The sequence below is a fragment of the Cellulomonas sp. P2_B4 genome (assembly GCF_056404795.1).
The window spans coordinates 95,472-120,233 of sequence record NZ_JBFUDI010000004.1 but is presented as its reverse complement, the minus strand read 5'-3'; the positions used below and the strand labels follow the sequence as shown (position 1 = coordinate 120,233).

Sequence of the window (24,762 nt, the reverse complement as noted above, 5' to 3'; positions counted from 1 at the left end):
GCGTGCCGATCGCCCGGCCCGGTCGTCATCATGGAGCCGATTCGACGCGCGAGCGGTGCTACCCCGTCGGGTTGAGGCAGTATCGGAGGGTGTTCACCACACGCCCCGTGCTGTCGGGGACCCTGGGCATGGTCGCCTCGACGCACTGGCTGGCGTCGGGCGTCGGGATGCGGGTGCTCGAGGCTGGTGGCAACGCGTTCGATGCCGCCGCTGCGGCCGGGTTCACGCTGACCGTCGTCGAACCCCACATGAACGGCCTCGGGGGCGACGCCCCCCTGCTCGGCCACCGCGCGTCCGACGGGCACACGTTCGTGATCTGTGGGCAGGGCACGGCACCGGCCTTGGCGACGATCGAGGCGTACCACGACCTCGGGCTCGACCTCGTCCCCGGGACCGGTCACCTGGCCGCCGTCGTGCCCGGTGCGTTCGGCGCCTGGCTCGACCTCCTGGCCCGGTACGGCACGCTCCCGCTGGCCGACGTGCTCGCGCCCGCCATCGCCTACGCCCGGGACGGGTTCCCCCTGGTCCCCGACGCGACCGACACGATCAGCGCCGTCGCCGACCTGTTCACTGACCACTGGCCCTCGTCGGCCGAGGTCTACCTCCCGGTCCCGTCCCCCGGCACGCGGTTCAGCAACCCGGTCCTGGCGGACACGCTCTCCCGGCTGGCCTCGCAGTCGGGGACTCGCGAGCAGCAGATCGAGGCCGCCCGGCGCGCGTTCTACGAGGGTTTCGTCGCCGACGCCATCGACTCGTTCGTGTCGGGCACCCCGGTGCTGGACTCGTCGGGCCGCGAGCACACCGGGTTCCTGCGGGCCGACGACCTGGCGGCCTGGCGGGCCACGGAGGAACCCACGGCGAGCGTCCGGTTCGCCGGGCGGACCGTCCACAAGACCGCCGCCTGGGGCCAGGGGCCGGTGCTGCTGCAGCAGCTGGCCATCCTCGAGGCCCTCGGCATCACGCCCGACGTCGACCCCGTCGACCTCGTGCACACCGTCGTCGAGGTGGCCAAGCTCGCGTTCGCCGACCGCGAGGCCTGGTACGGCGACGCGCCCGACGTCCCGCTGGCCACGCTCCTGTCCTCGTCGTACGCCGCCGACCGCGCCCTGCTCGTCGGCGCCACGGCGGCCGAGGGTCTGCTGCCAGGCTCCCCCGAGGGCCGAACCCCGCACCTCGCCGCGAGCCTGTGGGGGTCGGCGCACGTCGTCGGCTCCGCCCCCGGGGTCGGAGAACCCGTGACCACCGCCCGCCCCCCGAGCGGCGACACCTGCCACATCGACGTCGTCGACCGCTGGGGCAACCGCGTCTCGGCCACCCCGTCCGGCGGCTGGCTCCAGTCGAGCCCGGTCGTTCCCGGCCTCGGGTTCTCGCTGCCCACGCGCGCGCAGATGTTCTGGCTCGAGCCCGGCCTGCCCGGTTCCCTTGCCCCTGGCCGTCGCCCCCGCACCACCCTGAGCCCCGGCATGCTTCTCGACGACGACGGCACGGGCATCGCGTTCGGCACCCCCGGCGGTGACCAGCAGGACCAGTGGACCGTCCCGTTCCTGCTTCGGCTGCTGCTCGGCGGCCTCGACCTGCAGGCCGCGATCGACGCGCCCACCTGGCACTCCACCCACATCCCGAGCTCGTTCTACCCGCGCACTCACACGCCCCGCGGAGTCGTCGCCGAGTCCCGCCTGGGCGCCCGCGTCCTGACCGCCCTGGCCGGCCGCGGCCATGCCGTCCACGACGCCGGCCCCTGGTCGCTCGGCCGCCTGAGCGCTGCGGGCATCCGCCCCGACGGCCTCCTGGTCGCCGCCGCCAACCCCCGAGGCATGCAGGGCTACGCCGCCGGCCGCTGAGGTTGCTGGTCTGTGCGCGCCGGAACGCCCGAGTGCGTCGAACGGTCCGCGCGGCGAGTGCTGCGCGCCCGACCGATGGAGTTCCCGAACGCCGACGTTGCCCCTGACCGCTCACGTTGGGGCTCGGACGCGTTCTCGTCTGCCAGATGTGCGGATCTAGCCGCTCTAGTGACGGATGTGCACGGATGTGGCAGCTCCGACGCCCCAGCAGTTCACTCCTGTCGCAAGCGCGGCTAGGTCGACGCATTCCGCGAGTCGAGACCAGACCGGAGGTCGGTCTGGTCCGCGCTAGCAGGCCAGGCGATCGAGATGCGGGATTGTGGAGAACGCCGGACGGACGGTGTCCGGTTTCGGTAGGTTCACCGCATGCTCAGGGGGAGTAGGACTCGTCGATCGCTCGCGTCAGTGGCGCTCGTGGGAGCGTTGATGCTCACCGCGGCCTGCACCAGCAACGCTGAGAAGGACCCGGATCCGACGACGGCGACGTCGCCAGCCCCCACCCCGGCGCCCACGCCAACCCCAACGCCCGATGCGGTCGACGTGACCGTGAAGCCAGAGCGCCCGTCGGCAATGGATGGGCCGCCGACTGCTGATGGCGCCGCGGTTGTCGCCGAGTACTTCCTCGGTCTCTATCCGTACGTCTATGCGACGGGTGACCTCGAAGCCTGGGACGCGGTCAGCGATGATGCGTGCGTCTTCTGCGGGAGCGTCAGCGATGGCGCTGCGACGATGCACGCTGCGGGCCACCGCCAAACGGGCGGCGTCGTCGCCATTCACGAGATGCACGGGACCGAGGTAAATCCACAGGCCTTCTACACAGTGGATGTTCGCGCCACTCAGGGTGAGTTGTTCGAGCACGACGACTCCGATGCGATCGTCGACACGGGACCCGCCCAAGACTTCACTCTGCTCATCGGGCTCGGCTGGGACGGAGCCGCCTGGTCTGTTCGAGAGGTCGACGTCCACCCGGCCGGCTCATGAAGCTGAGACGTGGGATCGTCGCAGTCACCTCATGCGCGCTCATTCTGGTTTCTGCCGGTGGTGCCCTTGCCGAGACGGAAGGGATCACGGGCCAGACGTCAGCAACCGCCGACAAGTCTGTGGTCAGGCTTTCGGCGTTCGAGGGCGAGCGGGCCTTGCGCGCGCAGAATGCCGGCGCTCGACCCGAAGAGCGACTGTTCGAGTATCGGCGCGGGCTTGCGTGTCAGCCGCCGGGGCCGGCGGGGTTGCAGGATCAGGCGGCGACGTTGACCGACACGGAGCTCAACGGACCCTGCGCCGGACCGACGGTGCCGTTGAACGACTGTGCGGGCGACCCGCCGGTCATGCCGCTGTGGCGGCACACGCGCACGGCGGTCACGGCGGAGTGGGAGCCCTACGTCTACGCGGCGCCCGGCGGGTGTCCCGGTGAGCTGCTCCCGCAGCTGAGTGCCGCGGACTTCCGGGTGCTGCCGATCGCGCCGTCGACGATCCAGGTGCAGCCCGACCGGGGGTGGGTGCTGGTCAACATGGACACGATCGTGCTCACCGACCCGGCCGAGCAGACGTTCCGCACGACGCTGCTCGGGTACGGCGTCGACGTCGTCGCGACCCCGACGCAGTTCACGTGGGATTTCGGCGACGGCGCCCAGCACCTCACGACGACGAGCCCCGGCCACGCCTACCCGAACCAGGACGTCGTCCACGCGTACCGGGAGCTCGGGACGGCCGCGGTCACGCTCACCACGACGTGGTCGGGGCGTTATCGCGTGGACGGTGACGACGACTGGCACGACGTCGTCGGGACGGCCCAGACGACGAGCACCGCGGCACCGTTCGAGATCGTGGAGCGGCGCTCGCACCTCGTCGCGAAGGACTGCAACGAGGACCCGCGGCAGGTCGGCTGCTGAAGAACGAGGCTCAGCGCAGGCGCGGGGTGGTGTCGCGGAGGATGACCTCGGTGAGGACTGTCCGGATCTCGGGCTCCTCGGCGGGCTCTGCGAGGGCGAGCTCGGTGGCCAATCGGCCGAGGTCCCGCAGAGGGATGCGTACGGTCGTCAGGGCCGGGGAGACGTCCCGCAGGGTCGGAAGGTCGGTGAAGCCGGCGAGGGCGACGTCCTGGGGGACGCGGATGCCGGCCTTCCGCATCACGGCCATGGCACCGAGCGCCAGCATGTCGGCGACGGCGAACACCAGCTCGGGCAGCGGCCCCCGCGCTATCAGGGTGTTCATCCCCTCTTCGCCGCCCTCGCGGGAGAACGGAGTGTGGACGATCGCGTCGTGGGGAATCTCGGTACCGCGCTCGCGCAGGGCGAAGGCGAATGCCTCGCGAAGGTCGCGCGACGGAAGGTGCTCCTCGGGGCCTGCGATGATCGCGAACCGGCGGTAGCCGAGGTCGTGCAGCGTCCGCGCGAGCTGCGTGGCGCCGTGTGCATTGTTCACGACGACGGTGTTCACGCCGAGGATGGGCTGCCCGATGAGCGCGGCGGTGCCGCCGGTCGCGCGGTAGTCGGCGAGCGCCAGGCGGAGCTGGTCGTTGATCTCGACGTCGGCGCTGCGACCGCCGGAGACGATGATCGCGCGGGTGCGCTGACGACGCATCAGGTGGATGAGGTCGATCTCGCGCGCGGCGTCGTTCCGGCTGCTCGCGAGGGTCATCTGCAAGCCGGCGGCGTCGGCGGCCTCGGCGACACCGGCGGCGATCGCGGAGAAGTACGGGTCGGCGATGTCATGGACCAGCAGGCCGAGCGAGGTCGTCCGGCCGCGTGCCATGGCCTGAGCGTTCGCGTCAGGCGTGTAGCGCAGTCGCAGGGCGGCGGCCAGGACACGGTCGCGCAGCTCGGCGCCGACGGTGCGGCTCGCGGAGCCATTGATCGCCCGCGACGCGGTGGCGAGCGAGACGCCAGCCTCGCGCGCCACGTCGCTCAGCGTCACAGTCATGATCGGAGGGTAGGGGGCAAACGCTTCCACGTCTGCCAGATCCGCAGATTCGTACCGATCAGTACGATGTTGTGTCACGAATTTCATCCGCGAAAGTGGACGCTCGTCCATCTGGTCGAGCGCGCCGCAGCGCGGGGGGCCTCAGCGAAGGGTGCGCTTCGCGGCCAGGACGCGCAGCACGGCCTCGTCGACGAGGCCGGCGAACGTCGGGTCCGACGAGGCCTTCTCCGTGAGCGCCTGGACCATCTCGGGCAGCACCGTCGGGTCCTTGGACGCGAGCACGATGTCGCACCCCGCGCTGATCGCGTCGACGGCCCGGTCGCCGGGGCTCCACGCTGCGACCTGCTCGGCCGCGGAGACGTCGTCGGTGATGACGACGCCGGCGAAGCCGAGGGTGTTGCGCAGGAGCTGGCCGACGACGACCGGCGAGAAGGCTGCCGGCGCGGAGGGGTCGATCTGCGTGTAGATCGCCGTCGAGACCATGATCATCGACGTCCCGCGCTGGATGGCGTGCGTGAACGAGTCGATCTGCACCGAGCCCGGCCCGGTGGTGGTGTCGGTGACGTTCGCGGTCGTGTCGGTGTTCCCGGTGACCTCGCCCAGACCGGGAAAGTGCTTCACGGCGGTCTCGACGCCGGACGCCTCCATCCCTGTCGCGAACGCGTCGGCGTGCGGGCCGACCGTCTCGAGCGTGTACCCGAACTCCCGGTCGTAGTGGCCGATCGGCGCGTTCTGGTCGGCCGTGGCCTCCGAGGGGATGTCGACGACGGGAGCCATGTTCAGGTTCACGCCCGCCGCAGCCAGCTCGGCGCCCCAGGTCGTCGCCGCAGCGTGCAGGTCGGCGGGCGACATCGCGCCCTGGTCGAGCGCCGAGGGCATCGTGCTGAACCCAGGCCCGGTGAGCGTCTGGACCTGCCCGCCCTCCTGGTCGACGCCGACGAAGAGCGGGGTGTCGTGCGACGTCGGCTGCTCGGTGAGCTGGTGCACGAGGTCGAGCACGGGCTGCGTGCCGGCCGACGAGCGGTTCTGCAGGAACACGTTGCCCACGTGCAGGTCCGTGACGGAGCTGATGCTGGCCGGCTGCGGGTCCGCGAGGTTCACGCCGACCATGACGAGCTGGCCGATCTTCTCCTCGAGCGTCCAGCCCGCGAGCGGGTCGGGCTCGGCGGTCGTCGTCGGATCCGGGTCTGCCGTCCCGGTGCACGCGGCCAGCGCGCAGACGAGGACAAGGACAACCGGGAGGGCACGACGACGCATAGGCGCATCCTGCCTTCTCCACCTTTGGTCCGAGGCGCGTGTCGGACTCGTCTGATTCGATGGAAGCCATGAGTGCGCTCACGATGACGTCCCTCAACAAGAGCTACGGCACCGTCCAGGCGCTGCGCGACCTCTCTCTGGAGGTCCGCGCAGGCGAGATCGTCGGCTTCGTCGGCTCCAACGGTGCCGGCAAGTCCACGGCCATGCGGATCACGCTCGGGGTGCTCGAGGCCGACTCGGGCGAGGTCCGCTGGGATGGCCGTCCCATCGACCTCGACGTCCGACGACGCATCGGCTACATGCCCGAGGAGCGCGGCCTGTACCCGCGCATGCGCGTCGGCGAGCAGCTGACCTACCTCGCGCGGCTGCACGGGCTCGACGCCTCGTCGGCAACCTCCGCCATGGAGCACTGGACCGAGGTGCTGGGGATCGCGGAGAGGCGTGGCGACGAGGTGCTCAAGCTGTCGCTGGGCAACCAGCAGCGAGTGCAGCTCGCTGCGGCGCTGGTCCACCACCCCGAGATCCTGGTGCTGGACGAGCCGTTCTCCGGTCTGGACCCCGTCGCGGTCGACGTGATGAGCGGCGTGCTGCGCGACCAGGCCGCGGCCGGCGTGCCGGTGCTGTTCTCGTCGCACCAGCTCGAGCTCGTCGAGGCGTTGTGCGACCGCGTCGGCATCATCAAGAGCGGGTCGCTCGTGGCGTTCGGGGACATCGAGGAGCTGCGCCGGACGGACACGCGGCGCTGGGTGGTCGACGGGCCGCCATCACCGACCTGGCTCCCCTCCGTGCCGGCGGCGTCGCTGGTCTCGTCGGAAGGCACGCGGACGGTCGTCGAGGTCCGGGACTCGTCTCTGAGCGCGGTCGACCAGGAGCTGCTGAGAGCAGCCCTCACCGTCGGGCCGGTGCGTGAGTTCGCGCGCCAGAGGCCGTCGCTGACCGAGCTCTACCGGCACGTGGTGAGCACCCCGGAGACGGCCCCCGCGACCGCGCAGGAGGTGAACGCATGAGCGCCACGTTCCATCCCGTGAGCTCCTGGGAGGCGGTCCGCATGATCGCGGGCCGCGAGATCACCACCCGGACGCGCTCCAAGGCCTTCATCTGGACGACGATCGCCCTCGTCGCCGGCGTCATCCTCGGCGGCGTCGTCATCCACCTCGCGACGTCGGGCGGTGACGACGGACAGACCGTGGGCCTGACCCCCGAGGCGGCTTCCGTCTCCGAGATCCTCGTGGGCACCGCACAGGTCTCCGGCGTCACGGTCACGACGCAGGACGTGCCGGACCAGGCAGCGGGCGAGCAGCTGCTCCGCGACGGGGACATCGACGCCCTCGTCACGTCCACCGACCCGTTCACGGTGATCGTCCACGAGACCGAGCCCGCGTCGCTCACACCGGTCTTCACGTCGGTCGCGCAGCAGGCCGCCCTGACCTCGGCGATCACCGACCTGGGTGGCAACCCGGCATCCGTGAGCTCCGAGATCGCCTCGGCGACCCCGACGGTCACCGCGCTGGAGCCGCCGCCCGAGCGCGATGCGGCGCAGATCACCGCCGGGTTCGTCTCCGGGATCCTGCTGTTCATCACGCTCATCTCCGCCGGTCAGCTCGTCGCGCAGGGCGTCGTCGAGGAGAAGTCGAGCCGCGTGGTCGAGCTGCTGCTGGCCACCGTCCGGCCCTGGCAGCTGATGGCCGGCAAGGTGCTCGGCATCGGCTTCATCGGGCTGGCCCAGATCGTGCTCGTCGTCGGCGCCGGTGCGGGGACGGCGGCCGCGCTGGGTCTCGTCGACGCCTCGAACCTCAACGTCGGCCTGACCGCCCTGTGGGTGGTGATCTGGTTCATCATCGGGTTCACCACGTACGCGCTGGCGCTGGGAGCCTTGGCGGCGCTGGTCTCGCGGCAGGAGGACGTCGCCTCGGTGACCGCGCCGGTGATGACGCTGATGATGGTCCCGTACATCATCGGCGTGAGCATCGCGCCGTGGGACCCGACCAACCCGCTCGTGGTCGCGCTGTCGTTCATCCCGTTCTGCGCGCCGCTGATCATGCCCATCCGGATCGCCCTGGGCGAGGTCGCACCGTGGGAGGTGGCCGTGTCGCTAGGCCTCTCGATCGCCGTGATCCCGGTGCTCATCTGGCTCGCCGGACGCGTCTACTCCAACGCCGTGCTGCGCAGCGGGGGCCGGATCAAGCTGAAGGACGCACTTTCGGCGGGGTGATTCCGCTGGTCAAAAGGGCTGTAACCGTTGCATCTGGACATCTGTCACAGAGAGACTGCCGGACATGTCGGCATCCTTGGGCGGAGTCCCCTTGCGCCCGCTTCCCGACGAGACCGTGCCGCTGCGCCCCGCGGACATCGACTCGGCCGCCCGAGTCCTTGCCGCGGCGCTCGCCGACGATCCCGGGTTCGTCCACCTCTTCCCCGTCCGCGCCCGCCGCCAGCAGGAGCTGCGCGCCCTGTACCGGATGACGTTGCACGACGCACTGGAGCACGGCCACGCCTTCGTCACCCGGCTCAACGGGGCTGTGACCGGCGCAATCGCTCTCTACCCACCCGGTACGTACCCCATGACGCCGCGCCGTTGGTGGGCCCAGGGGCTGCGGATCGCGCGCATCGCGATGCATACGCGGGAGCACTCGCTGGGTCTGATCAAGTTCGGCGACGTCACCGCATCGGGCGTCCAGACCGACTGCTGGTACGTCGAAGCGCTCGGCGTGCACCCCTCGCTGCAGCGCTCGGGGCGCGGAAAACGGCTCATGGCGGAGGTCTTCCGGCTCATCGACGCACCCGGTGAGCCCTCCTACCTGGAGACCACGAAGCCCGACAACGTGGCCTACTACGAGGCTCTCGGCTATGACTCCGTGCGCGATCCGGTGGTCCTGGGCGACGAGTCCGCGGGTCCATGGGTGTTCCCCATGCGGCGCGCAGCCGTGCCCACCTAGTTAAGGTTTGAACCATGGAGCTGGTGGACTACGTCTCGACCTTCATCTGCGTCGCGCCGGACTCGGCCGCGGTCGGCGGCACCGTCCCCGCCGCCGAGGGCACGGTGGCGTCGGCCATGTACGAGATGCTCTCGTCGGCCCCGCCCTACACCTACCGCAGCTCCGACGTGATCTTCACTGTCTGGGCGGACCGCAACGACGTGCCCGCCGAGACCCGCCCCGAGGTGTGGCCCACGTTCTTCCAGGGGCCGCACGCCTGCCTGCGGTCGTCGGACCTGGGCAAGAAGTTCGGGTGGGGCATCCACGCCGACGCCGACGGCCGGCTCGCCGTCTACGCGCTCGGCACGCCCGAGTACGCCGCCCTGGCCGCGGGGTTCTCCCGCGACGGGTCGCCGGTGAAGGTGACCCGGGCGTTCCGGTCCGGCCGCTGACCTCTCGTGAGCGAGCCCGACGACTTCGTCCCTCGGGGGCACCCGCTGTCGCGACGGATCGTCGCGGGCCTCGTGATCGTGGCGCTGGTGCTCTCGGCGATCGCCGTGGGTGTCGCGATCGCGCACGCGCAGTGGGGCCAGCCCGACCCGGTGGAGCAGCAGGACGTCGTCCCGGCGTGAGGCCTAGGAGGCCAGCTCGGCAGGCTCCGGCCGGCTGATCTCCTCCCACACCTCGTCGAGCGAGAGCCCGAGGACCTCGGCGATCGCAGCGATGGTCGGGAAGGCCGGGGTCGCGACGCGGCCCGTCTCGATCTTGCGGAGGGTCTCCGGGGAGATGCCCGCATCGAGCGCGGTGTCGAGCATCGAGCGGTCGCCCCGCGCGCGACGCAGCAGCGCACCGAGGCGTTGCCCGCGCTCGACCTCGTCGGGCGTGAGCGGCAGTCTGACCATGACTCCGATACTAATACCGGGATACTGTTACCGGGATAGTTATTGGAACGCCACGGAGAGAGCACCATGATCGAGATCCTCAACCCCGCCGAGATCGCTCGCGCCCGGGAGACCGGCGCCCTGGTCGCCGGCATCCTGCAGACGCTCAAGACCCGCAGCACCGTGAGCACCAACCTGCTCGACATCGACCGCTGGACGAAGGCCATGATCGACGAGGCCGGCGCCGTGTCCTGCTACGTCGACTACGCGCCCCCGTTCGGCCGCGGGCCGTTCAGCCACTACATCTGCACGTCCGTGAACGACGCCGTGCTGCACGGCCTCCCCCACGACTACGCGCTCGCCGACGGCGACCTGCTGTCCCTCGACCTCGCCGTCTCCCTGGGCGGGATCGTCACCGACTCGGCGATCAGCTTCGTCGTGGGCTCGTCGCGACCGACGGAGAGCCTCGCGCTGATCGACGCGACCGAGCGCGCGCTCGCCGCGGGGATCGCCGCCGCCGGCCCAGGCGTACGCATCGGCGACCTCTCGCACGCCATCGGCACGGTGCTGAGCGCCGCTGGGTACCCGATCAACACCCAGTTCGGCGGCCACGGGGTCGGATCGACGATGCACCAGGACCCCCACGTCACCAACACCGGCCGTCCCGGCCGCGGCTACACGCTCCGCCCAGGTCTGCTGCTCGCGCTCGAGCCGTGGGTCATGGTCGACACCGACGAGCTCGTCACCGACCCTGACGGCTGGACGCTGCGCAGCGCGACCGGCTGCCGGACCGCGCACAGCGAGCACACGATCGCCATCACCGACGACGGGGCGGAGATCCTCACGCGCGCGTGAGCGGGCAGGTTGCAGGGACGGTCGGCATCCGACGGCCGTGAGCGTGCGCTACCCCTGCGCCAGCTCCTCCGTCGCGACGACCCCCGCCTCGCGCGCACGGCTCAGGAAGTCGACCAGGACCTCCAGCTGGGACTCGTCGTACCCGTTCAGCAACGACTCCATCGAGCCGTTCATCCCGCTGTACAGCTCGTAGATCTCCGCGCCGCGCTCTCGAGCCGCACGCACGACGACGGCTCGCCGGTCTGCGGGGTCGCGCTCGCGCACGATCCAGCCGCCCTTCTCCAGGCGGTCGAGGATGCCGGTCATCGTGGCCGGGTGCAGGCCGGCGGAACGGGCGAGGGCCGAGGCACCCAGCGGTCCGTTCCGGCTGATGATGTCGAGGCAGTCGAGGTCGACGTCGCGCATCTCGAGGCGCTGGCCCACCTGGTGGTTGAGCAGGGCCAGCTGGATGCCCAGCTCACGCATGTTGTCGCGCACGGCCACGGTCAGCCGACGCTTGCGCCGTCGCTCGTCGGCAGATAGTTCGGTGCTCATATGTTACGGTCCTCGTATCTTCTCGTTCTCCAAGGAGAACCTACACCGGGACAGGAGCCGAGCCCATGAAGCTCACCATCGTCGCCGCGACCGGCGGCATCGGACGGCAGATCCTCGAGCAGGCCGTCACGGCGGGGCACGACGTGACCGCCGTCGTGCGCGACCCGTCACGGCTGCCGAGCACGACCGCACGCGTGATCACCGCAGACCTCAACGCGCCCGACCAGAGCACGCTGATCAGCGCCGTCGCCGGGGCGGACGCCGTCCTGTCCGGCCTGGGCGCCCGGACCAAGTCCGACCAGGGCGTCGCGACGCACGGCACGCGGGCGATCGTCGACGCGATGCACGCGGCCGGGACCAAGCGCCTCGTCGTCGTCAGCGCGGCGCCCATCGGGACCGTCGCCTCGCCGCAGATCCCGAACCCGCCGAAGTACGACGCCGGCGACGGCTTCTTCATGCGGCACCTGTTCGCCGGGTTCGCCAAGACCATGTTCAAGGACCACTACGACGACCTCGCCCACATGGAGGACGTCGTGCGCGGCAGCGGCCTGGACTGGACCATCGCCCGCCCGCCGAAGCTCACCGACAAGCCGCTGAGCGGGACCTACCGGACCGCGCTCGACAAGAACATCGTCGGCGGCTGGTCGATCGGCCGGGCCGACGTCGCCCACCTGATGCTCGCGCTCGTCGACGACGAAGCGACGATCCAGCACGTCGTCGGCGCCGCCCACTGAGCCCGCGCGTCCTGAGCGTGTGGGTCCCGGCGGCGACAATGGCGCCGTGACACTGCTGCTCCTGCTCGACGACTATGCGCGCACGGACGTCGTCGTCCTGCAGGAGCTCACGGACGAGGGCGTGCTGGTCGGGTCGGCGACGGTCCTCGTCGGCGACCTGCCCGAGACCGTCCGGGAGCGCGAGGCCGGGAAGCCGCGATGGGTGTGGGACGACACGTCCCGCCGCTACCCGCCGCTGCTCGAGGCCGGCGTGCACGTGGAGAGGGCCACGACCTGCGGCTCTGCCACGCGATCCTGCGCCGGAGCGTGTACTCGCAGGGCTCGACGCTGGCGCAGGGCCCGCGGACCGCGTGGGACGGACCCCGGCCCGGCGCACCCGAGCCGGTCGAGGTCAGCCTGTTCGACGAGGAGCGCCCGGAGACCCTGGACTCCGCCGACGAGCTCCGACGTCAGCTCGACGCGCTGAAGAACGCCGACGAGCCCGGCCGGCTCCGGCTCCTGCTGGCCGCCGAGTCGACGGGCGCGCTGATCGCCGCGGAGATGAACCACGTCGGTGTGCCGTGGAGCGTCGAGGCCCACGACCGGATCCTGACGGAGCTGCTCGGGCCGCGGCCCTCGTCGGGGAGGCCCGCCAAGCTCGAGGCGCTGGCCGACGAGGTCCGCGAGGCCCTCGCCCAGCCGGCGCTCAACCTCGACTCCCAGCAGGACCTGCTGCGGGGCCTGCGCGCGGCCGGCTACGACGTGCAGTCGACGAGCCGGTGGGAGATCAAGGAGATCGACCTGCCCGCCACCAAGCCGCTGCTCGCGTACAAGAAGCTGGCCCGTCTGCTCAGTGCCAACGGCTGGGCGTGGATGGACACGTGGATCCACGACGGCCGCTTCCGCCCCGACTACGTGCCCGGTGGCGTGGTGACCGGGCGGTGGGCGACGAGCGGCGGCGGCGCGCTGCAGCTGCCGGCCAGCATCCGGGGTTCGGTGCGTGCCGACGAGGGCTGGAAGCTGGTGGTCGCCGATGCGGCACAGCTGGAGCCGCGCGTGCTCGCAGCGATGTCCGGGGACGCGGCGATGGCGGCGGCGGGCCGGCACGCCGACCTCTACCAGGGCGTGGTCGACGCGGGGATCGTCGAGACCCGCGCCCAGGCCAAGGTGGCGATGCTCGGCGCGATCTACGGCGCGACCACAGGCCCGAGCGCGATGCTCATGCCCCGGCTGACGCAAGGGTTCCCGCGGGCGATCGCACTGGTCGAGGCCGCCGCGCGGGCCGGGGAGCGCGGCGACGTCGTCGCGACCTGGCTGGGCCGGACCTCGCCCGCACCCGACGCGGCATGGCAGGAGGCGCTCGCCGCGGCGTCGGCGGAGGGCGCGGGTGCCGATGACGTGCGCGCCGCGCGCAGACGCGGGCGGGACTGGGGGCGGTTCACGCGCAACTTCGTGGTCCAGGGCACGGCCGCCGAGTGGGCGCTGTGCTGGATGGCGTCGCTGCGGCGTCGGCTGAAGGAGAGCCAGGCACACCTGGTCTTCTTCCTGCACGACGAGGTCATCGTGCACGCGCCGCAGGACGAGGCGCCGAACGTCGCAGACGCCATCCGTGAGGCCGCGATCGAGGCCGGGCACCTGCTGTTCGGCAACACTCCGGTGGACTTCGCGCTCAACGTGGCCGTCGTGGACAGCTACGACCAGGCGAAGTAGGTCAGTGCAGGACGATCTTCAGCAGGATGACGACCATCCCGAATGCGACCGCGACCGCCGTCTCCCCGATGAGCGGCCATCGGCGCGCCCCCGCCCGCCAGGCCGCGAGCGCACCGGCCGCGCCGAGCATCGCGACCGTGAACCACAGGGCCAGCCACGCGGCGTCCGTCAGGTCCATGCCGAACAGCCGGCCGGCCGCGAAGACGATCAGCGCGGGCAGGCTGCCGATCAGGACGGCCGTGTTGTTGCGCAGCGCGTGAGCGAGCCGCCGCCCGGTCGAGTGCTCGTGGTCGTGGAACCGACCGCCGATCGCGTCGACGTACACGTGCGCGAGCCAGTAGGTGACGTTGACCAGCAGCGTCGCGAAGAGCACGGAGCGGCTGTCCTCCGCGTGCGCGCTGGAGACGGCCAGGATCGAGCCCGAGACGAGTGCGCCGTAGAGGAACTCGTCGATCTGACGTTCACGCACGATCCTCGTCGCGGCGCGATGGATGGGGTGGTGGTGGGTCGCCTCGTCCGTCACGTCGTCCAGTTTGGCCCACGTGGGCCGACGGCGGTGCGACGATCACCAGATGAAGCGGATCGGAGCTGCGGCACTCGCCCTCGCGGCGTTGCTCGCGGTGCTGCTCCGGGCCAGTCCGCGCCCCACCGCTCTCTTCTACCGGAGGCGCTTCGACCGCAACGGCCTGCGCCGCTCGCTCGTCGCCGCGGCCTACGTGCCCGAGGGAGTGACGACCGTCCGTGACGTCCCCTACCGCCCCGGCGACCGCGACGCCCTCCTCGACGTGCACCACCCGCCCGGCGCCCGCGGGGCCCGGACGACGATCGTGTGGGTGCACGGCGGCGCGTGGCTGTCCGGCGACAAGGACCACATCGCCAACTTCCTGCGCGTCCTCGCGGCCGGCGGGTACACCGTGGTGGGCGTCGGCTACTCGATCGCCCCCGAGGCCCGGTACCCCACGCCGGTCCGCCAGGTCCTCGACGCGCTCGGCTACCTGACCGCGAACGCGGAGGCGCTGGGCATCGACCCGGCCCGGCTGATCCTGGCCGGCGACTCGGCGGGCGCACAGATCGCCGCCCAGGTCACCGGCATGATCACCAACCCCGGGTACGCGGCGATGATGACGATGCGCCCGACCGTCGACCCCGCGCAGGTCGTCGGCACCGTCCTGTTCTGCGGCGCCTACGACCTCAACCTCATCCGCGCGCTGCGCGGCCGCACCCGGTGGTTCGTCGACTCGATCATGTGGGCGTTCACCGGGACCTCGCGCTACCTCGACGACCCCCGGTTCGCCGGCCTGTCGGTGGCCACCCACGTCACCGCCGACTTCCCGCCCACGTTCCTGGCCTGCGGCGCCGACGACCCGATGATGGCCCACCAGTACGTGATGTCCGACGCGCTCGAGACGGCCGGTGTCCGGCACGAGACCCACATCGCCGCGGATGCCGGTCACCAGTTCCAGCTCGACCTGTCCAGCCCCGCCGCCCACGACGCGATCACCGCGGTCCACGCGTTCGTCGCGACGCTCAAGCCATCCCGCACGACGTCCTGACGAAGTCGTGCAGCGCGCCGCGGAGCTCGTCCGACGACGCGACGTAGAACACCGGCTGCGGCACCCCGTCGACCGTCGAGTGGATGCCGAAGAACGTGCCGCGCTTGTCCTCGGCGACGGCGTGCGCGTCGCAGCGTGACGGCACCAGCTGCAGGGGGATCGTCGCCGGTTCACCGACGACTGGCCAGCTCGTCGCCCCGCCCACCGGCGCCAGCAGCACGGTCCCGTCGACCTGGGTGATCTGCACGACCGGGCCACCGTCTACGGGTTTGACCTGCAACGACACGGTCGCGGCGAGCCGTCCGTCCACCGGGGCGGTCGTGATCGCGTCGTCCAGCGACAGCGTCGCACCCTCGGCGACGGCAGCCGCCGCGCAGTCCTCGCCGTGGATGCGGGCGAGGTGGCCCTGCGGGTCGTCCGGGGTCACGACGAGGGTCGAGCGCCGGTCCTCGTCGTCGACCAGGTCCAGCTCGACGCTCGCCGGGCCGGACGACGCGCTCGTGCACACGGGGTCGCCGAGCTGGACGGACACGTCGCGGTCGACGCCCGCGCGCACCGGTCGCTCACGGTCGCTCGTCGCGACGCCCTCGTCGTCGGGCGTGACCAGCCGCGCCAGGGCCACGGTCACGTCCCCGGGGCCGGCGTTGGTGACGCGGATCTGCACCACCCGCAGCGCCCAGTCGCTGCGCGCCTGCCGCATCTCGACGGAGAGCCCGGCGAGCACGTCCGTCGGGATCGGCGTGGGCGTCGGCTCCGGCGACCCACCGGCGGAGCATGCGGCCAGCGCGAGCACGCCGAGCACGCCCACGGCGAGCGCGCGACGTCCCATCCCCTGATGGTGCCTGCTCAACCGCCCCGGACGTAGTGAGTTTGGCGACGGGCACTCCCCCTGCGAGTGCCCGCCCCGAGCGGCACCGTCAGGCGGAGTCGCGGATGTGGAGCGTCGGTTCGAAGATCACCGACGTCACACGACGGTCCGGCTCGGCGATGGTGTCGAGCAGGATCTTGGCCATCTCGATCGCCATCTCCTCGATGGGCTGACGGACCGAGGTCAGGGACGGCCGGGTCAGGGCGCCGACGGAGCTGTCGTCGAACCCGATCACCCGCACGTCGTCGGGCACGCGACGGCCGGCCGCGTTGAGGGCCTCGATGGCACCGAGCGCCATGAGGTCGTTGGCGGCGAACAGCCCGTCCAGGTCGTCGTGCCGCGAGAGCAGGGCGGTCATCGCCTTCACGCCGCTGTCGAACGTGAAGTTGCCGAACTCGGCAGGGACGAACGCCTGGCCGTGGCGCGCCATCGCGTCCTGGAACCCGGAGAGCCGGTCGGCGGCGGACCCCACGTCGAGCGGGCCGGAGATCGCGGCGACGTGCCGGCAGCCTCGCGCCACCAGGTGCTCGGCGGCGAGGCGGGCTCCGTCGCGGTTGGCCACGTCGACGAAGCTCAGGGGGATCGGGTGCGACGGGCGCGCGAACATGACGGCGGGCAGGCCCGCGTCGACGAGCAGGCCCGGCATCGGGTCGTCGGCACGCGTGGAGACGACCAGCGCACCGTCGGCGTTGCCGTTGCGCAGCGAGCTGAGCACCCGCGCGCGGTCGTTCTCGGTCTCCGCGAGCATGAGGATCGGGTCGACGTCGTGCGGGCGCAGGGCGCGCAGCATGCCGCCGACGATGCGACCGAAGAACGGGTCGGCGAAGTCGATCGTCGACAGTGCACCCTCGACGCCCTGGTCCTCGACGCCGGAGACCACGACGATAACGGCGCCCGTGCGGCGCGTGACCAAGGACCGGGCTGCGAGGTTGGGCACGTAGCCGGTGGTCGCGATGGCGGCCTTGACCACGCTCTGGATCTCCGGCGCGACGGCGCGCTTGCCGTTGACGACGCGGGAGACGGTCGCCCGGGAGACGCCGGCGACGCGCGCGACGTCCTCGAGCGTCGGTGCGCCGCGACCGAGCCCGGACACGACCGGCAGACCGCTCGGCGGCGTCGCCTCGAGCGTCGAGACAGGACCCCCAGCTTCCGGCGTGCCCCTCCTGTCGTCTTCCATGCGCTGAAATGTACCAGCGCGGGAGAGCGCTCTACCCCGTGCGGAGCATCGTCAAGGGGCTTTGGACCCGCGTTCGGCCACGATTTCGTGCTCAACCGGCCGATCCGAGGCCAAACGGTCACCCGTCCGATGCAGTTCCTGGCTATGCGAGCGGGTGAAAACGGGTATAGCGTCCCTCCCGGAGCCAATCGAGACGTTCCTCCCACCCGCATCGCAGCGTCAAACGCCTCGACGCAGGCTCCGGTGATAGAGCGCTCTCCCACCAGAGACGCGACAGATGTACCGGCACCAGCTCAACGAAGAACTGCAACGCCCGGCGCACGGATCGACAACGAGGTCGACTGCGGAGCTCGACACCGACGTCTTTGCCACGGGCCAAGCCTTGAGGAGAGAACCTGTGTCAACGACCACCCACCCCTCACACGGGACGCGCAACGACGCGCGCCCGTCCCAACCCCCGACGCGCGGCAGTCGCGTGCTGGGCGTGCTGATCGCCGGTGCGCTCGTCGCCACGGCTATCAGCATCCCCGCGATGGCCGCGCAGGCCGCCGACCCGGTCCTGCTCTCGCAGGGCAAGACGGTCACGGCGTCGTCGGTCGAGAACGCCGACTACTACCCCGCCAAGTACGCGGTAGACGGCAGCACCACGAGCCGCTGGTCGAGCCTCGCGTCTGACGCGCAGTGGCTCCGCATCGACCTCGGCTCGACGTCCACGATCAGCAAGGTCGTCCTGAACTGGGAAGGCGCCTACGGCTCCGGCTACCAGATCCAGACCTCGCCCAGCGGCACCGGTGACTGGACGACGATCTACAGCACCACGACCGGCAAGGGTGGCATCGAGACGCTGACGGTCAACGGCACCGGCCGCTTCGTCCAGCTGCTCGGCACCAAGCGCGGCACCGGCTACGGCTACTCGCTGTACGAGCTCCAGGTCTTCGGCACCGCGGGCGGCACGACGAACCCGCCGACCGGCGGAACCTGCAACAACGACAACGTCGCGCAGGGCAAGACGGCCACCGCCTCCTCGGTCGAGGGTGGCAACACCGCGGCCTCGGCGGTCGACGGCAACCTGGGCACCCGCTTCGCCAGCAGCTTCACGGACAACCAGACGTGGCAGGTCGACCTGGGCTCCAGCCAGAACCTCTGCAACGTGACCATCAACTGGGAGTCCGCGTACGGCAAGGTGTTCGACGTCCTCGGCTCGGACACCGGCACCGGCACGTACAACACCCTCGCCTCGGTCACCAACGGCGCCGGCGGCAACCAGTCGATCGCCGTCTCGGGCAAGGCCCGCTACCTCAAGCTCGACCTCAAGACGCGCGGGACCGGCTACGGCTTCTCGTTCTGGGAGGTCAAGGTCGCGACGACCGGCACCACGCCCACCGACCCGCCCACCACCGACCCGCCCACGCAGGAGCCCTCCGGCCCCGCTGACGGCAAGGTCCGCATCGCGGGCTCGCAGGGCAGCTGGGCACTTCTGGTCAACGGCAAGAACTGGGTGGTCAAGGGCGTGACGTGGGGCCCGGCTCCGGCCGACTTCCCGCAGCACGTGGCCAACCTCAAGGCGCTCGGCGTCAACACGATCCGCACCTGGGGCACCGACGCGGGCTCGAAGGTCCTGTTCGACGCGGCCGCCGCGAACGGCATCCGCACGGTCGCCGGCTTCTGGCTGGCTCCCGGCGGCGGCCCCGGCTCGGGCGGCTGCCCGAACTACGTCACCGACGCGACCTACAAGGCCAGCTCGATGAACGACATCGTCACCTGGGTCACGGCCTACAAGGACAACCCCGGTGTGCTCATGTGGGACGTCGGCAACGAGTCCCTGCTCGGGCTCGGCAACTGCTACTCGGGCCAGGAGCTCGAGAGCCAGCGCGACGCCTACGCCACGTTCGTCAACGACGCCGCCAAGCGGATCCACCAGATCGACCCGACGCACCCCGTCACGTCGACCGACGCCTGGACCGGCGCCTGGCCGTACTACAAGAAGAACTCGCCCGACCTGGACCTCTACGGCCTGAACAGCTACAACGCGGTGTGCGACGCCAAGGCGACGTGGATCGCGGGCGGCTACACCAAGCCGTACTTCATCACCGAGTCCGGCCCGGCCGGCGAGTGGGAGGTCCCGAACGACATCAACGGTGTTCCCGACCAGGGCACCGACGCGCAGAACGCCGCGGGCTACACCAACTCGTGGAACTGCATCCAGGCCCACAAGGGCGTGGCGCTCGGCGCGACGATGTTCCACTACGGCAACGAGGGCGACTTCGGCGGCATCTGGTTCAACCTGAAGCCGGGCAACAACCGTCGCCTGTCCTTCTACGCACTGGCGAAGGCCTACGGCGGCCCCGCCGGCCAGGCGGGCACCAACACCCCGCCGACGTTCAGCTCGTTCACGGTCAACAACCAGACCGGCGTCGTGGCCGGCTCCACCTTCACGGTCAACGCCCCGGCGTCCGACCCGAACGGTGACGCCATCACCTACAACGTGCTGATGAACAGCAACTACATCAACAAGTCGGGTGGCCTCGCCGCGGTGCCGTTCACGCGCAACGGCAGCACCTTCTCGGTCACGGCTCCCCAGACGCTCGGTGTCTGGAAGGTCTACGTGTTCGCCGAGGACGGCAAGGGCAACGTCGGTGTCGAGACCAAGTCGGTCCGGGTCGTCCCGCCGGCCGTCGCGGGCACCAACATCGCCAAGGGCCACACGGCGACGGCGTCGTCGTTCGACCAGTACAACGGCAACTGGACCCCGGGCCAGGCCGTCGACGGCGACTACGCCACCCGCTGGTCGAGCGCCTGGACCGACACCGAGTGGATCCAGGTCGACCTGGGCTCCCAGAAGGCGTTCAAGACGGTCCAGCTGGTCTGGGAGGCGGCCTTCGCCAAGGGGTACAAGATCCAGACGTCCAACGACGGCACCACCTGGACCACCCTGACCGAGGTCACGACCGGTGACGGGAACGTCGACACGCTGAACGTCAACGGCAACGCCCGCTACGTCCGCGTCCAGGGCGTGACACGTGGCACCGCGTACGGCTACTCGCTGTACGAGCTCGGGATCTACGCGTAACGGCGGATCTCGCAGACGTGCCGGGGGCGGGCTGCAACCCGTCCCCGGCACCACCCCCCGGCCCAAGACCCCTGTTCCGAGCCGACCAACCGAGGAGTCACAGCATCGTGGCACCTCGCTCCCGGCATCGACGCACCGATCCGCGAACCTTCACCCGTTCCGGTTCAGGTCTGACGCCAGCCTCGCGCGGCCCGTACGCCGCACCAGCGCAGAAGAAGGAGCACCACGCATGACTACCCACCAGCTCACCCGGCCCAGCGGCCGCGCCCGCGCCTGGGTCGCCGCCGCTCTCGCGACGGCCCTCGTCGGCGCCGGCGCCGTCGCCGTCGCGACGAGCGCCTCCGCGGCACCCGTCAACCTCTCCCAGGGCAAGATCGTCTCCGCGTCCTCGGTCGAGGGTGCCGACGTCAACGCCTCCAAGGCCGTCGACGGCAACACCAGCACCCGCTGGTCCAGCCAGTTCTCGGACAGCCAGTGGATCCAGGTCGACCTCGGCGCCTCCGCCACGCTCTCGAGCGTCGTGCTGCGCTGGGAGGCCGCCTACGGCAAGAGCTTCCAGGTCCAGACGTCGACGAACGGCACCTCGTGGACCAACGCCGCGACGATCACCAACGGCACCGGCGGCAACCAGACGATCAACGTCTCCGGCACCGCCCGGTTCGTGAAGCTCAACCTCACCGCACGCGCGACCGGCTACGGCTACTCGCTCTGGGAGTTCCAGGTGTTCGGCGAGGGCGGCAGCACGACGCCGACGTACAGCCCCAAGCCGCTCCCGCCGGCCCCTCCGGGCGCCGACACGACGGTCACGCACCACGAGTTCCAGGCGAACTGCACCCCGACGCACACCCTGCCGGACGACCCGATCGTCTTCCCCGGCCAGGCGGGCGCCTCGCACAGCCACACGTTCATGGGCAACCGCTCGACGAACGCGAACACCACGGCCGCCTCGCTCGTCGCGGCCGGCACCTCCACCAGCTGCACGGTCCCGCAGGACAAGTCGGCGTACTGGTTCCCGACGCTGCTCCGCAACGGCACGCAGGTCGTCTCGCCCTCGGCGCAGACCATCTACTACAAGGCCGGGATCCTCGACTACAAGAAGGTCCAGCCGTTCCCGAACGGTCTGCGGTTCGTCGTCGGCAACATGATGGCCACGCAGTCCGAGTTCCAGAACGCCCCGGGCAAGGTCGAGGGCTTCGAGTGCGGCAACCTCTCGTTCCAGTGGGACATCCCCGCCAACTGCGCACCGGGCTCGGAGCTCAACGTCCGCTACCAGGCCCCGAGCTGCTGGAACGGCGTCGACCTCGACTCGGCCAACCACAAGAGCCACATGGCGTACCCCGTCAACGGTGAGTGCCCGGCCGGCTACCCGGTCCCGGTCCCGATGATCGAGTTCAAGCTGTCCTGGCCCGTCTCCGGTGACCTGACCAACGTCCAGTTCTCCAGCGGTCGTGGGTACTCGTTCCACTACGACTTCTTCAACGGGTGGGACTCGGCCGTCCAGACCGCACTGGTCCAGCACTGCATCGACGGCGGGCTGCAGTGCAACCCGCGCGGATTCGACCAGTACAAGACCTGGGCCGGTGGCGTCCTCGACGCCAGCTACAACCTGATCCCGTAGCTCCACCCCCACAACGGCCCCCCGCGCGCGCTGACCGCGACTCTGCGCGCGCGGGGGGCTCCCCTTTCTGCACCCATTTCRCCCCCTCGAAAGGCATCTGATGCGCACACGTACGACGGCACCACCGCGGGCCACCCGCGGCCGGGTGCTCCTCGCCGCGGGCCTCGCGGCGACGCTGGCCGCGACCATCGTCGGAGCCGGCGCCGTCATGGCCTCGGCCGCCGACGCGGTGATCCTGTCCCAGGGCAAGGCCATCACGTCCTCCTCGGTGGAGAACGCGGACTACACGCCCGCCAAGAGCGCCAACGACGGCAGCCTCGCGACGCGCTGGTCGAGCCTGCCCTCCGACGCCCAGTGGCTCCAGGTCGACCTCGGCGCCGACGCGGCCCTCGACCACGTGGTCCTCAGCTGGGAGTCCGCCTACGGCAAGGCGTTCACCATCCAGACGTCGACCAACGGGACGAGCTGGGCCGACGCCGCCTCGGTGACCAACGGCACCGGCGGCAACCAGAGCATCAACGTGTCCGGCACCGCGCGGTACGTGAAGCTCAACCTCACCGCCCGCGGCACCGGCTACGGCTACTCGCTGTGGGAGTTCCAGGTGTTCGGCAACGGCACGTCGACGACGACGCCGCCCCCGACGACCACACCGCCGTCCAGCGGCTGCGGCACCACCAACGCGGCGCTGAACAAGCCCGCCACCGCCTCATCGGTCCAGACCGGCAGCGGCCTCGTCGCCGGCAACGCGTTCGACGGCAGCTCCAGCACTCGCTGGGGCAGCGCCCAGACCGACAACGAGTGGCTCCAGGTGGACCTCGGCTCGTCGCAGAGCGTGTGCAAGGTCGAGCTGGACTGGGAGGGTGCCTACGGCAAGAACTTCACCGTCCAGGCCTCCGCCAACGGCACCTCCGGCTTCACCACGATCGGCACCGTGACCAACGGCACCGGTGGCAAGCAGTCGGTCGCGACGTCCGGCAGCGGCCGCTACATCCGCATCGCCGGGACCGCTCGGGGCACCGGCTACGGCTACTCGCTCTGGGAGGTGCGCGTGTTCACCGGTTCCGGACCGACGCCCACCCCGACCCCCACGCCGACGCCGACCCCGACCGGTCCGACGGTCCCGCACGCCGACGCCACCAACCCGGACTTCGGCCCGAACACCTACGTGTTCACGCCGACCACCCCGGCCGCGACCGTGCAGAACAAGGTCAACGAGGTCTTCGCGCGGCAGGAGTCGAACCAGTTCGGCACCGAGCGCGACCAGTTCCTCTTCGAGCCCGGCAGCTACGACCTGCAGGCCAACATCGGCTTCTACACGTCCATCAACGGCGTCGGGCGCAACCCCGACGACGTGCAGATCAACGGTGGCGTGTGGGTCGACGCGCAGTGGTTCGGTGGCAACGCGACGCAGAACTTCTGGCGCTCCGCCGAGAACTTCGCCGTGACCCCGAGCACCGGCCAGGCGCGCTGGGCCGTCGCGCAGGCCGCGCCGTTCCGTCGCATCCACGTCAAGGGCAACATCTCGCTCGACTCCTCGGCCTACGGCTGGGCGTCCGGCGGGTACATCGCCGACTCCAAGATCGACGGTGAGGTCACGTCCTACACGCAGCAGCAGTGGTACACCCGCGACTCGACCGTCGGGAAGTGGACCGGCTCGCTGTGGAACCAGGTGTTCTCCGGCACCAAGAACGCACCGGCCACCACCTTCCCCGCCCCGGCGGTCACCACGGTGAGCACGACCGGCGCCATCCGCGAGAAGCCGTACCTCTACAAGGAGAACGGCACGTGGGCGGTGTTCGTCCCGAGCCTGCGCAACGGCACCACCGGCACCACCTGGGAGAACGGCTCGACGCCCGGCACGTCGCTCGGCCTGGACACGTTCTACCTGGCCAAGCCCGGCGTCTCCGCCGCGACGATCAACCTGGCGCTCGCCCAGGGCCTGAACGTCATGTTCACCCCGGGCGTCTACCACGTCGACCAGACCATCAACGTCACGCGGCCCAACACCGTCGTGATGGGTCTCGGGATGGCGACGATCATCCCGGACAACGGCGTCAACGGTCTGCAGACCGCCGACGTGGACGGCATCAAGATCGCCGGCCTGCTGTTCGACCAGGGCACGACGAAGTCCGACACGATCGTCACGATCGGGTCGTCCGTGACCCACGCGGACCACTCGGCCAACCCGACGTCGCTCCAGGACGTGTTCATCCGCGTCGGTGGCGTCGTCGCCGGTAAGACCGTGAACGCCATCGTCGTGAACACGGACGACACGATCATCGACCACATCTGGTCCTGGCGTGCCGACCACGGAGCCGGCGCCGGCTGGACCGACAACGTCGCCGACTACGGCCTGATCGTGAACGGCAACGACGTCAACGCCTACGGCCTCTTCGTCGAGCACTATCAGAAGTACAACGTGCTCTGGAACGGCGAGCGTGGTCGCACGATCTTCTTCCAGAACGAGCTGCCGTACGACCCGCCGAGCACGGCGGCGTGGACGCACGACGGCATCCGCGGGTACGCCGCCTACAAGGTGGCGTCGAACGTGACCACGCACGAGGCCTGGGGTCTGGGCTCCTACTGCGTCTTCACGACGGACCCGACCATCGTCGTCGACAACGGCTTCGAGGTCCCGGTCACGCCGGGCGTCAGGCTGCACTCCCTGTCGACGGTCTCACTCGGTGGCAAGGGCACGTACGCCCACGTCATCAACGGCACGGGACCGCAGGCGTCGGGCACGGAGACGAAGCCCGCGACCGTGACCAGCTACGGGGGCTGACGGTTCCCTGACGGCGACGACGGCTCCGATCCTTCAGGGGGATCGGAGCCGTCGTCGTCTGTATCTGGA

General features: G+C 70.6%; 21 protein-coding genes and 1 pseudogene. 15 read left to right on the top strand and 7 right to left on the bottom strand.

Annotated features, from left to right (window positions below; all coding sequences use genetic code 11):
- Positions 1-128: 128 nt before the first annotated feature.
- The 3 genes from AC1DZC_RS08410 to AC1DZC_RS08400 all read left to right on the top strand — a co-directional run bounded on the left by AC1DZC_RS08410 (position 129) and on the right by AC1DZC_RS08400 (position 3,730).
- Positions 129-1,841 (top strand): gamma-glutamyltransferase family protein, encoded by a 1,713-nt coding sequence (locus tag AC1DZC_RS08410; RefSeq protein WP_477043056.1) that lies wholly within the window; start codon positions 129-131, stop codon positions 1,839-1,841.
- Positions 1,842-2,267: 426 nt separating this feature from the next.
- Positions 2,268-2,822, top strand: a complete 555-nt coding sequence (locus AC1DZC_RS08405; protein ID WP_477042932.1) for a DUF6318 family protein — start codon at positions 2,268-2,270, stop codon at positions 2,820-2,822.
- A gap of 266 nt (positions 2,823-3,088) precedes the next feature.
- Positions 3,089-3,730, top strand: a complete 642-nt coding sequence (locus AC1DZC_RS08400; protein WP_477042931.1) for a hypothetical protein — start codon at positions 3,089-3,091, stop codon at positions 3,728-3,730.
- 10 nt (positions 3,731-3,740) lie between these two features.
- Here AC1DZC_RS08400 and AC1DZC_RS08395 read toward each other — a convergent pair whose 3' ends face one another.
- Entirely contained in the window at positions 3,741-4,871 is a 1,131-nt protein-coding gene (locus AC1DZC_RS08395; protein ID WP_477042930.1) for a LacI family DNA-binding transcriptional regulator, read from the bottom strand.
- A 30-nt stretch (positions 4,872-4,901) separates the two neighbouring features.
- A complete protein-coding gene (locus AC1DZC_RS08390; protein WP_477042929.1) occupies positions 4,902-6,017 on the bottom strand; it encodes a glycoside hydrolase family 3 N-terminal domain-containing protein in 1,116 nt (371 codons plus the stop codon).
- Between the two features lie 68 nt (positions 6,018-6,085).
- Here AC1DZC_RS08390 and AC1DZC_RS08385 point away from each other — a divergent pair, with 68 nt between their 5' ends.
- From AC1DZC_RS08385 to AC1DZC_RS08365, 5 genes are all read left to right on the top strand, one after another.
- Positions 6,086-7,024 carry an ABC transporter ATP-binding protein gene (locus AC1DZC_RS08385; protein WP_477042928.1) on the top strand — a complete coding sequence of 313 codons (939 nt, stop codon included), beginning with the start codon at positions 6,086-6,088 and terminating at the stop codon, positions 7,022-7,024.
- A complete protein-coding gene (locus AC1DZC_RS08380) occupies positions 7,021-8,229 on the top strand; it encodes an ABC transporter permease (protein WP_477042927.1) in 1,209 nt (402 codons plus the stop codon). The genes AC1DZC_RS08385 and AC1DZC_RS08380 overlap by 4 nt, the downstream gene beginning before the upstream one ends.
- Positions 8,230-8,293: 64 nt before the next feature.
- Positions 8,294-8,953: a GNAT family N-acetyltransferase gene (locus AC1DZC_RS08375; RefSeq protein WP_477038429.1), complete on the top strand. Its 660-nt coding sequence runs from the start codon at positions 8,294-8,296 to the stop codon at positions 8,951-8,953.
- A gap of 14 nt (positions 8,954-8,967) precedes the next feature.
- Positions 8,968-9,384: a DUF6157 family protein gene (locus AC1DZC_RS08370; RefSeq protein ID WP_477038430.1), complete on the top strand. Its 417-nt coding sequence runs from the start codon at positions 8,968-8,970 to the stop codon at positions 9,382-9,384.
- Positions 9,385-9,390: 6 nt separating this feature from the next.
- Positions 9,391-9,564, top strand: coding sequence for a hypothetical protein (locus AC1DZC_RS08365; protein WP_477038431.1), 174 nt, complete (start codon positions 9,391-9,393; stop codon positions 9,562-9,564).
- A gap of 3 nt (positions 9,565-9,567) precedes the next feature.
- On the opposite strand, the gene AC1DZC_RS08360 is transcribed toward AC1DZC_RS08365, so the two are convergent.
- A complete protein-coding gene (locus AC1DZC_RS08360; protein WP_477042926.1) occupies positions 9,568-9,834 on the bottom strand; it encodes a helix-turn-helix domain-containing protein in 267 nt (88 codons plus the stop codon).
- Positions 9,835-9,900: 66 nt separating this feature from the next.
- Between AC1DZC_RS08360 and map the strand changes: the two genes are divergently transcribed.
- Positions 9,901-10,668 (top strand): type I methionyl aminopeptidase, encoded by a 768-nt coding sequence (gene map, locus AC1DZC_RS08355; RefSeq protein WP_477042925.1) that lies wholly within the window; start codon positions 9,901-9,903, stop codon positions 10,666-10,668.
- A 48-nt stretch (positions 10,669-10,716) separates the two neighbouring features.
- Here the strand turns inward: map and AC1DZC_RS08350 are convergent, their stop codons facing one another.
- Positions 10,717-11,202: a MarR family transcriptional regulator gene (locus AC1DZC_RS08350; protein WP_477038434.1), complete on the bottom strand. Its 486-nt coding sequence runs from the start codon at positions 11,200-11,202 to the stop codon at positions 10,717-10,719.
- 65 nt (positions 11,203-11,267) lie between these two features.
- Between AC1DZC_RS08350 and AC1DZC_RS08345 the strand changes: the two genes are divergently transcribed.
- Complete coding sequence (locus AC1DZC_RS08345; protein ID WP_477042924.1) at positions 11,268-11,936, top strand: NAD(P)-dependent oxidoreductase; 669 nt, start codon at positions 11,268-11,270, stop codon at positions 11,934-11,936.
- A 52-nt stretch (positions 11,937-11,988) separates the two neighbouring features.
- Positions 11,989-13,625: pseudogene (locus AC1DZC_RS08340) on the top strand (bifunctional 3'-5' exonuclease/DNA polymerase).
- A 1-nt stretch (position 13,626) separates the two neighbouring features.
- Here AC1DZC_RS08340 and AC1DZC_RS08335 read toward each other — a convergent pair.
- Positions 13,627-14,148: a hypothetical protein gene (locus AC1DZC_RS08335; RefSeq protein ID WP_477038437.1), complete on the bottom strand. Its 522-nt coding sequence runs from the start codon at positions 14,146-14,148 to the stop codon at positions 13,627-13,629.
- Positions 14,149-14,197: 49 nt separating this feature from the next.
- On the opposite strand from AC1DZC_RS08335, the gene AC1DZC_RS08330 reads away from it, so the two are divergent.
- The gene (locus AC1DZC_RS08330; protein ID WP_477042923.1) at positions 14,198-15,178 is read left to right on the top strand and encodes an alpha/beta hydrolase; all 981 of its coding nucleotides are present in this window, start codon (positions 14,198-14,200) and stop codon (positions 15,176-15,178) included.
- Here the strand turns inward: AC1DZC_RS08330 and AC1DZC_RS08325 are convergent.
- Positions 15,153-16,007 (bottom strand): hypothetical protein, encoded by an 855-nt coding sequence (locus tag AC1DZC_RS08325; RefSeq protein ID WP_477042922.1) that lies wholly within the window; start codon positions 16,005-16,007, stop codon positions 15,153-15,155. The genes AC1DZC_RS08330 and AC1DZC_RS08325 overlap by 26 nt on opposite strands.
- Before the next feature lie 88 nt (positions 16,008-16,095).
- The gene (locus AC1DZC_RS08320) at positions 16,096-17,223 is read right to left on the bottom strand and encodes a LacI family DNA-binding transcriptional regulator (protein WP_477042921.1); all 1,128 of its coding nucleotides are present in this window, start codon (positions 17,221-17,223) and stop codon (positions 16,096-16,098) included.
- A gap of 397 nt (positions 17,224-17,620) precedes the next feature.
- On the opposite strand from AC1DZC_RS08320, the gene AC1DZC_RS08315 reads away from it, so the two are divergent.
- The 3 genes from AC1DZC_RS08315 (at position 17,621) to AC1DZC_RS08305 (ending at position 24,693) form a co-directional block, all read left to right on the top strand.
- Positions 17,621-20,293, top strand: coding sequence for a discoidin domain-containing protein (locus AC1DZC_RS08315; protein WP_477042920.1), 2,673 nt, complete (start codon positions 17,621-17,623; stop codon positions 20,291-20,293).
- A 229-nt stretch (positions 20,294-20,522) separates the two neighbouring features.
- A complete protein-coding gene (locus tag AC1DZC_RS08310; protein ID WP_477042919.1) occupies positions 20,523-21,911 on the top strand; it encodes a DUF1996 domain-containing protein in 1,389 nt (462 codons plus the stop codon).
- Positions 21,912-22,011: 100 nt separating this feature from the next.
- Positions 22,012-24,693: a discoidin domain-containing protein gene (locus AC1DZC_RS08305; protein ID WP_477042918.1), complete on the top strand. Its 2,682-nt coding sequence runs from the start codon at positions 22,012-22,014 to the stop codon at positions 24,691-24,693.
- The last annotated feature ends 69 nt before the right edge of the window (positions 24,694-24,762 follow it).

What these genes read in the sequence shown, in the direction of transcription:
- AC1DZC_RS08410 (WP_477043056.1), top strand. Translation starts at nt 129, where the DNA reads ATGGTCGCCTCGACGCACTGGCTGGCGTCGGGCGTCGGGATGCGGGTG.
- AC1DZC_RS08405 (WP_477042932.1), top strand. Translation starts at nt 2,268, where the DNA reads ATGCTCACCGCGGCCTGCACCAGCAACGCTGAGAAGGACCCGGATCCG.
- AC1DZC_RS08395 (WP_477042930.1), bottom strand. Translation starts at nt 4,871, where the DNA reads ATGGACGAGCGTCCACTTTCGCGGATGAAATTCGTGACACAACATCGT.
- AC1DZC_RS08390 (WP_477042929.1), bottom strand. Translation starts at nt 6,017, where the DNA reads ATGCGTCGTCGTGCCCTCCCGGTTGTCCTTGTCCTCGTCTGCGCGCTG.
- AC1DZC_RS08385 (WP_477042928.1), top strand. Translation starts at nt 6,086, where the DNA reads ATGAGTGCGCTCACGATGACGTCCCTCAACAAGAGCTACGGCACCGTC.
- AC1DZC_RS08380 (WP_477042927.1), top strand. Translation starts at nt 7,021, where the DNA reads ATGAGCGCCACGTTCCATCCCGTGAGCTCCTGGGAGGCGGTCCGCATG.
- AC1DZC_RS08375 (WP_477038429.1), top strand. Translation starts at nt 8,294, where the DNA reads ATGTCGGCATCCTTGGGCGGAGTCCCCTTGCGCCCGCTTCCCGACGAG.
- AC1DZC_RS08370 (WP_477038430.1), top strand. Translation starts at nt 8,968, where the DNA reads ATGGAGCTGGTGGACTACGTCTCGACCTTCATCTGCGTCGCGCCGGAC.
- AC1DZC_RS08360 (WP_477042926.1), bottom strand. Translation starts at nt 9,834, where the DNA reads ATGGTCAGACTGCCGCTCACGCCCGACGAGGTCGAGCGCGGGCAACGC.
- map (WP_477042925.1), top strand. Translation starts at nt 9,901, where the DNA reads ATGATCGAGATCCTCAACCCCGCCGAGATCGCTCGCGCCCGGGAGACC.
- AC1DZC_RS08350 (WP_477038434.1), bottom strand. Translation starts at nt 11,202, where the DNA reads ATGAGCACCGAACTATCTGCCGACGAGCGACGGCGCAAGCGTCGGCTG.
- AC1DZC_RS08345 (WP_477042924.1), top strand. Translation starts at nt 11,268, where the DNA reads ATGAAGCTCACCATCGTCGCCGCGACCGGCGGCATCGGACGGCAGATC.
- AC1DZC_RS08330 (WP_477042923.1), top strand. Translation starts at nt 14,198, where the DNA reads ATGAAGCGGATCGGAGCTGCGGCACTCGCCCTCGCGGCGTTGCTCGCG.
- AC1DZC_RS08325 (WP_477042922.1), bottom strand. Translation starts at nt 16,007, where the DNA reads ATGGGACGTCGCGCGCTCGCCGTGGGCGTGCTCGGCGTGCTCGCGCTG.
- AC1DZC_RS08320 (WP_477042921.1), bottom strand. Translation starts at nt 17,223, where the DNA reads ATGGAAGACGACAGGAGGGGCACGCCGGAAGCTGGGGGTCCTGTCTCG.
- AC1DZC_RS08310 (WP_477042919.1), top strand. Translation starts at nt 20,523, where the DNA reads ATGACTACCCACCAGCTCACCCGGCCCAGCGGCCGCGCCCGCGCCTGG.
- AC1DZC_RS08305 (WP_477042918.1), top strand. Translation starts at nt 22,012, where the DNA reads ATGCGCACACGTACGACGGCACCACCGCGGGCCACCCGCGGCCGGGTG.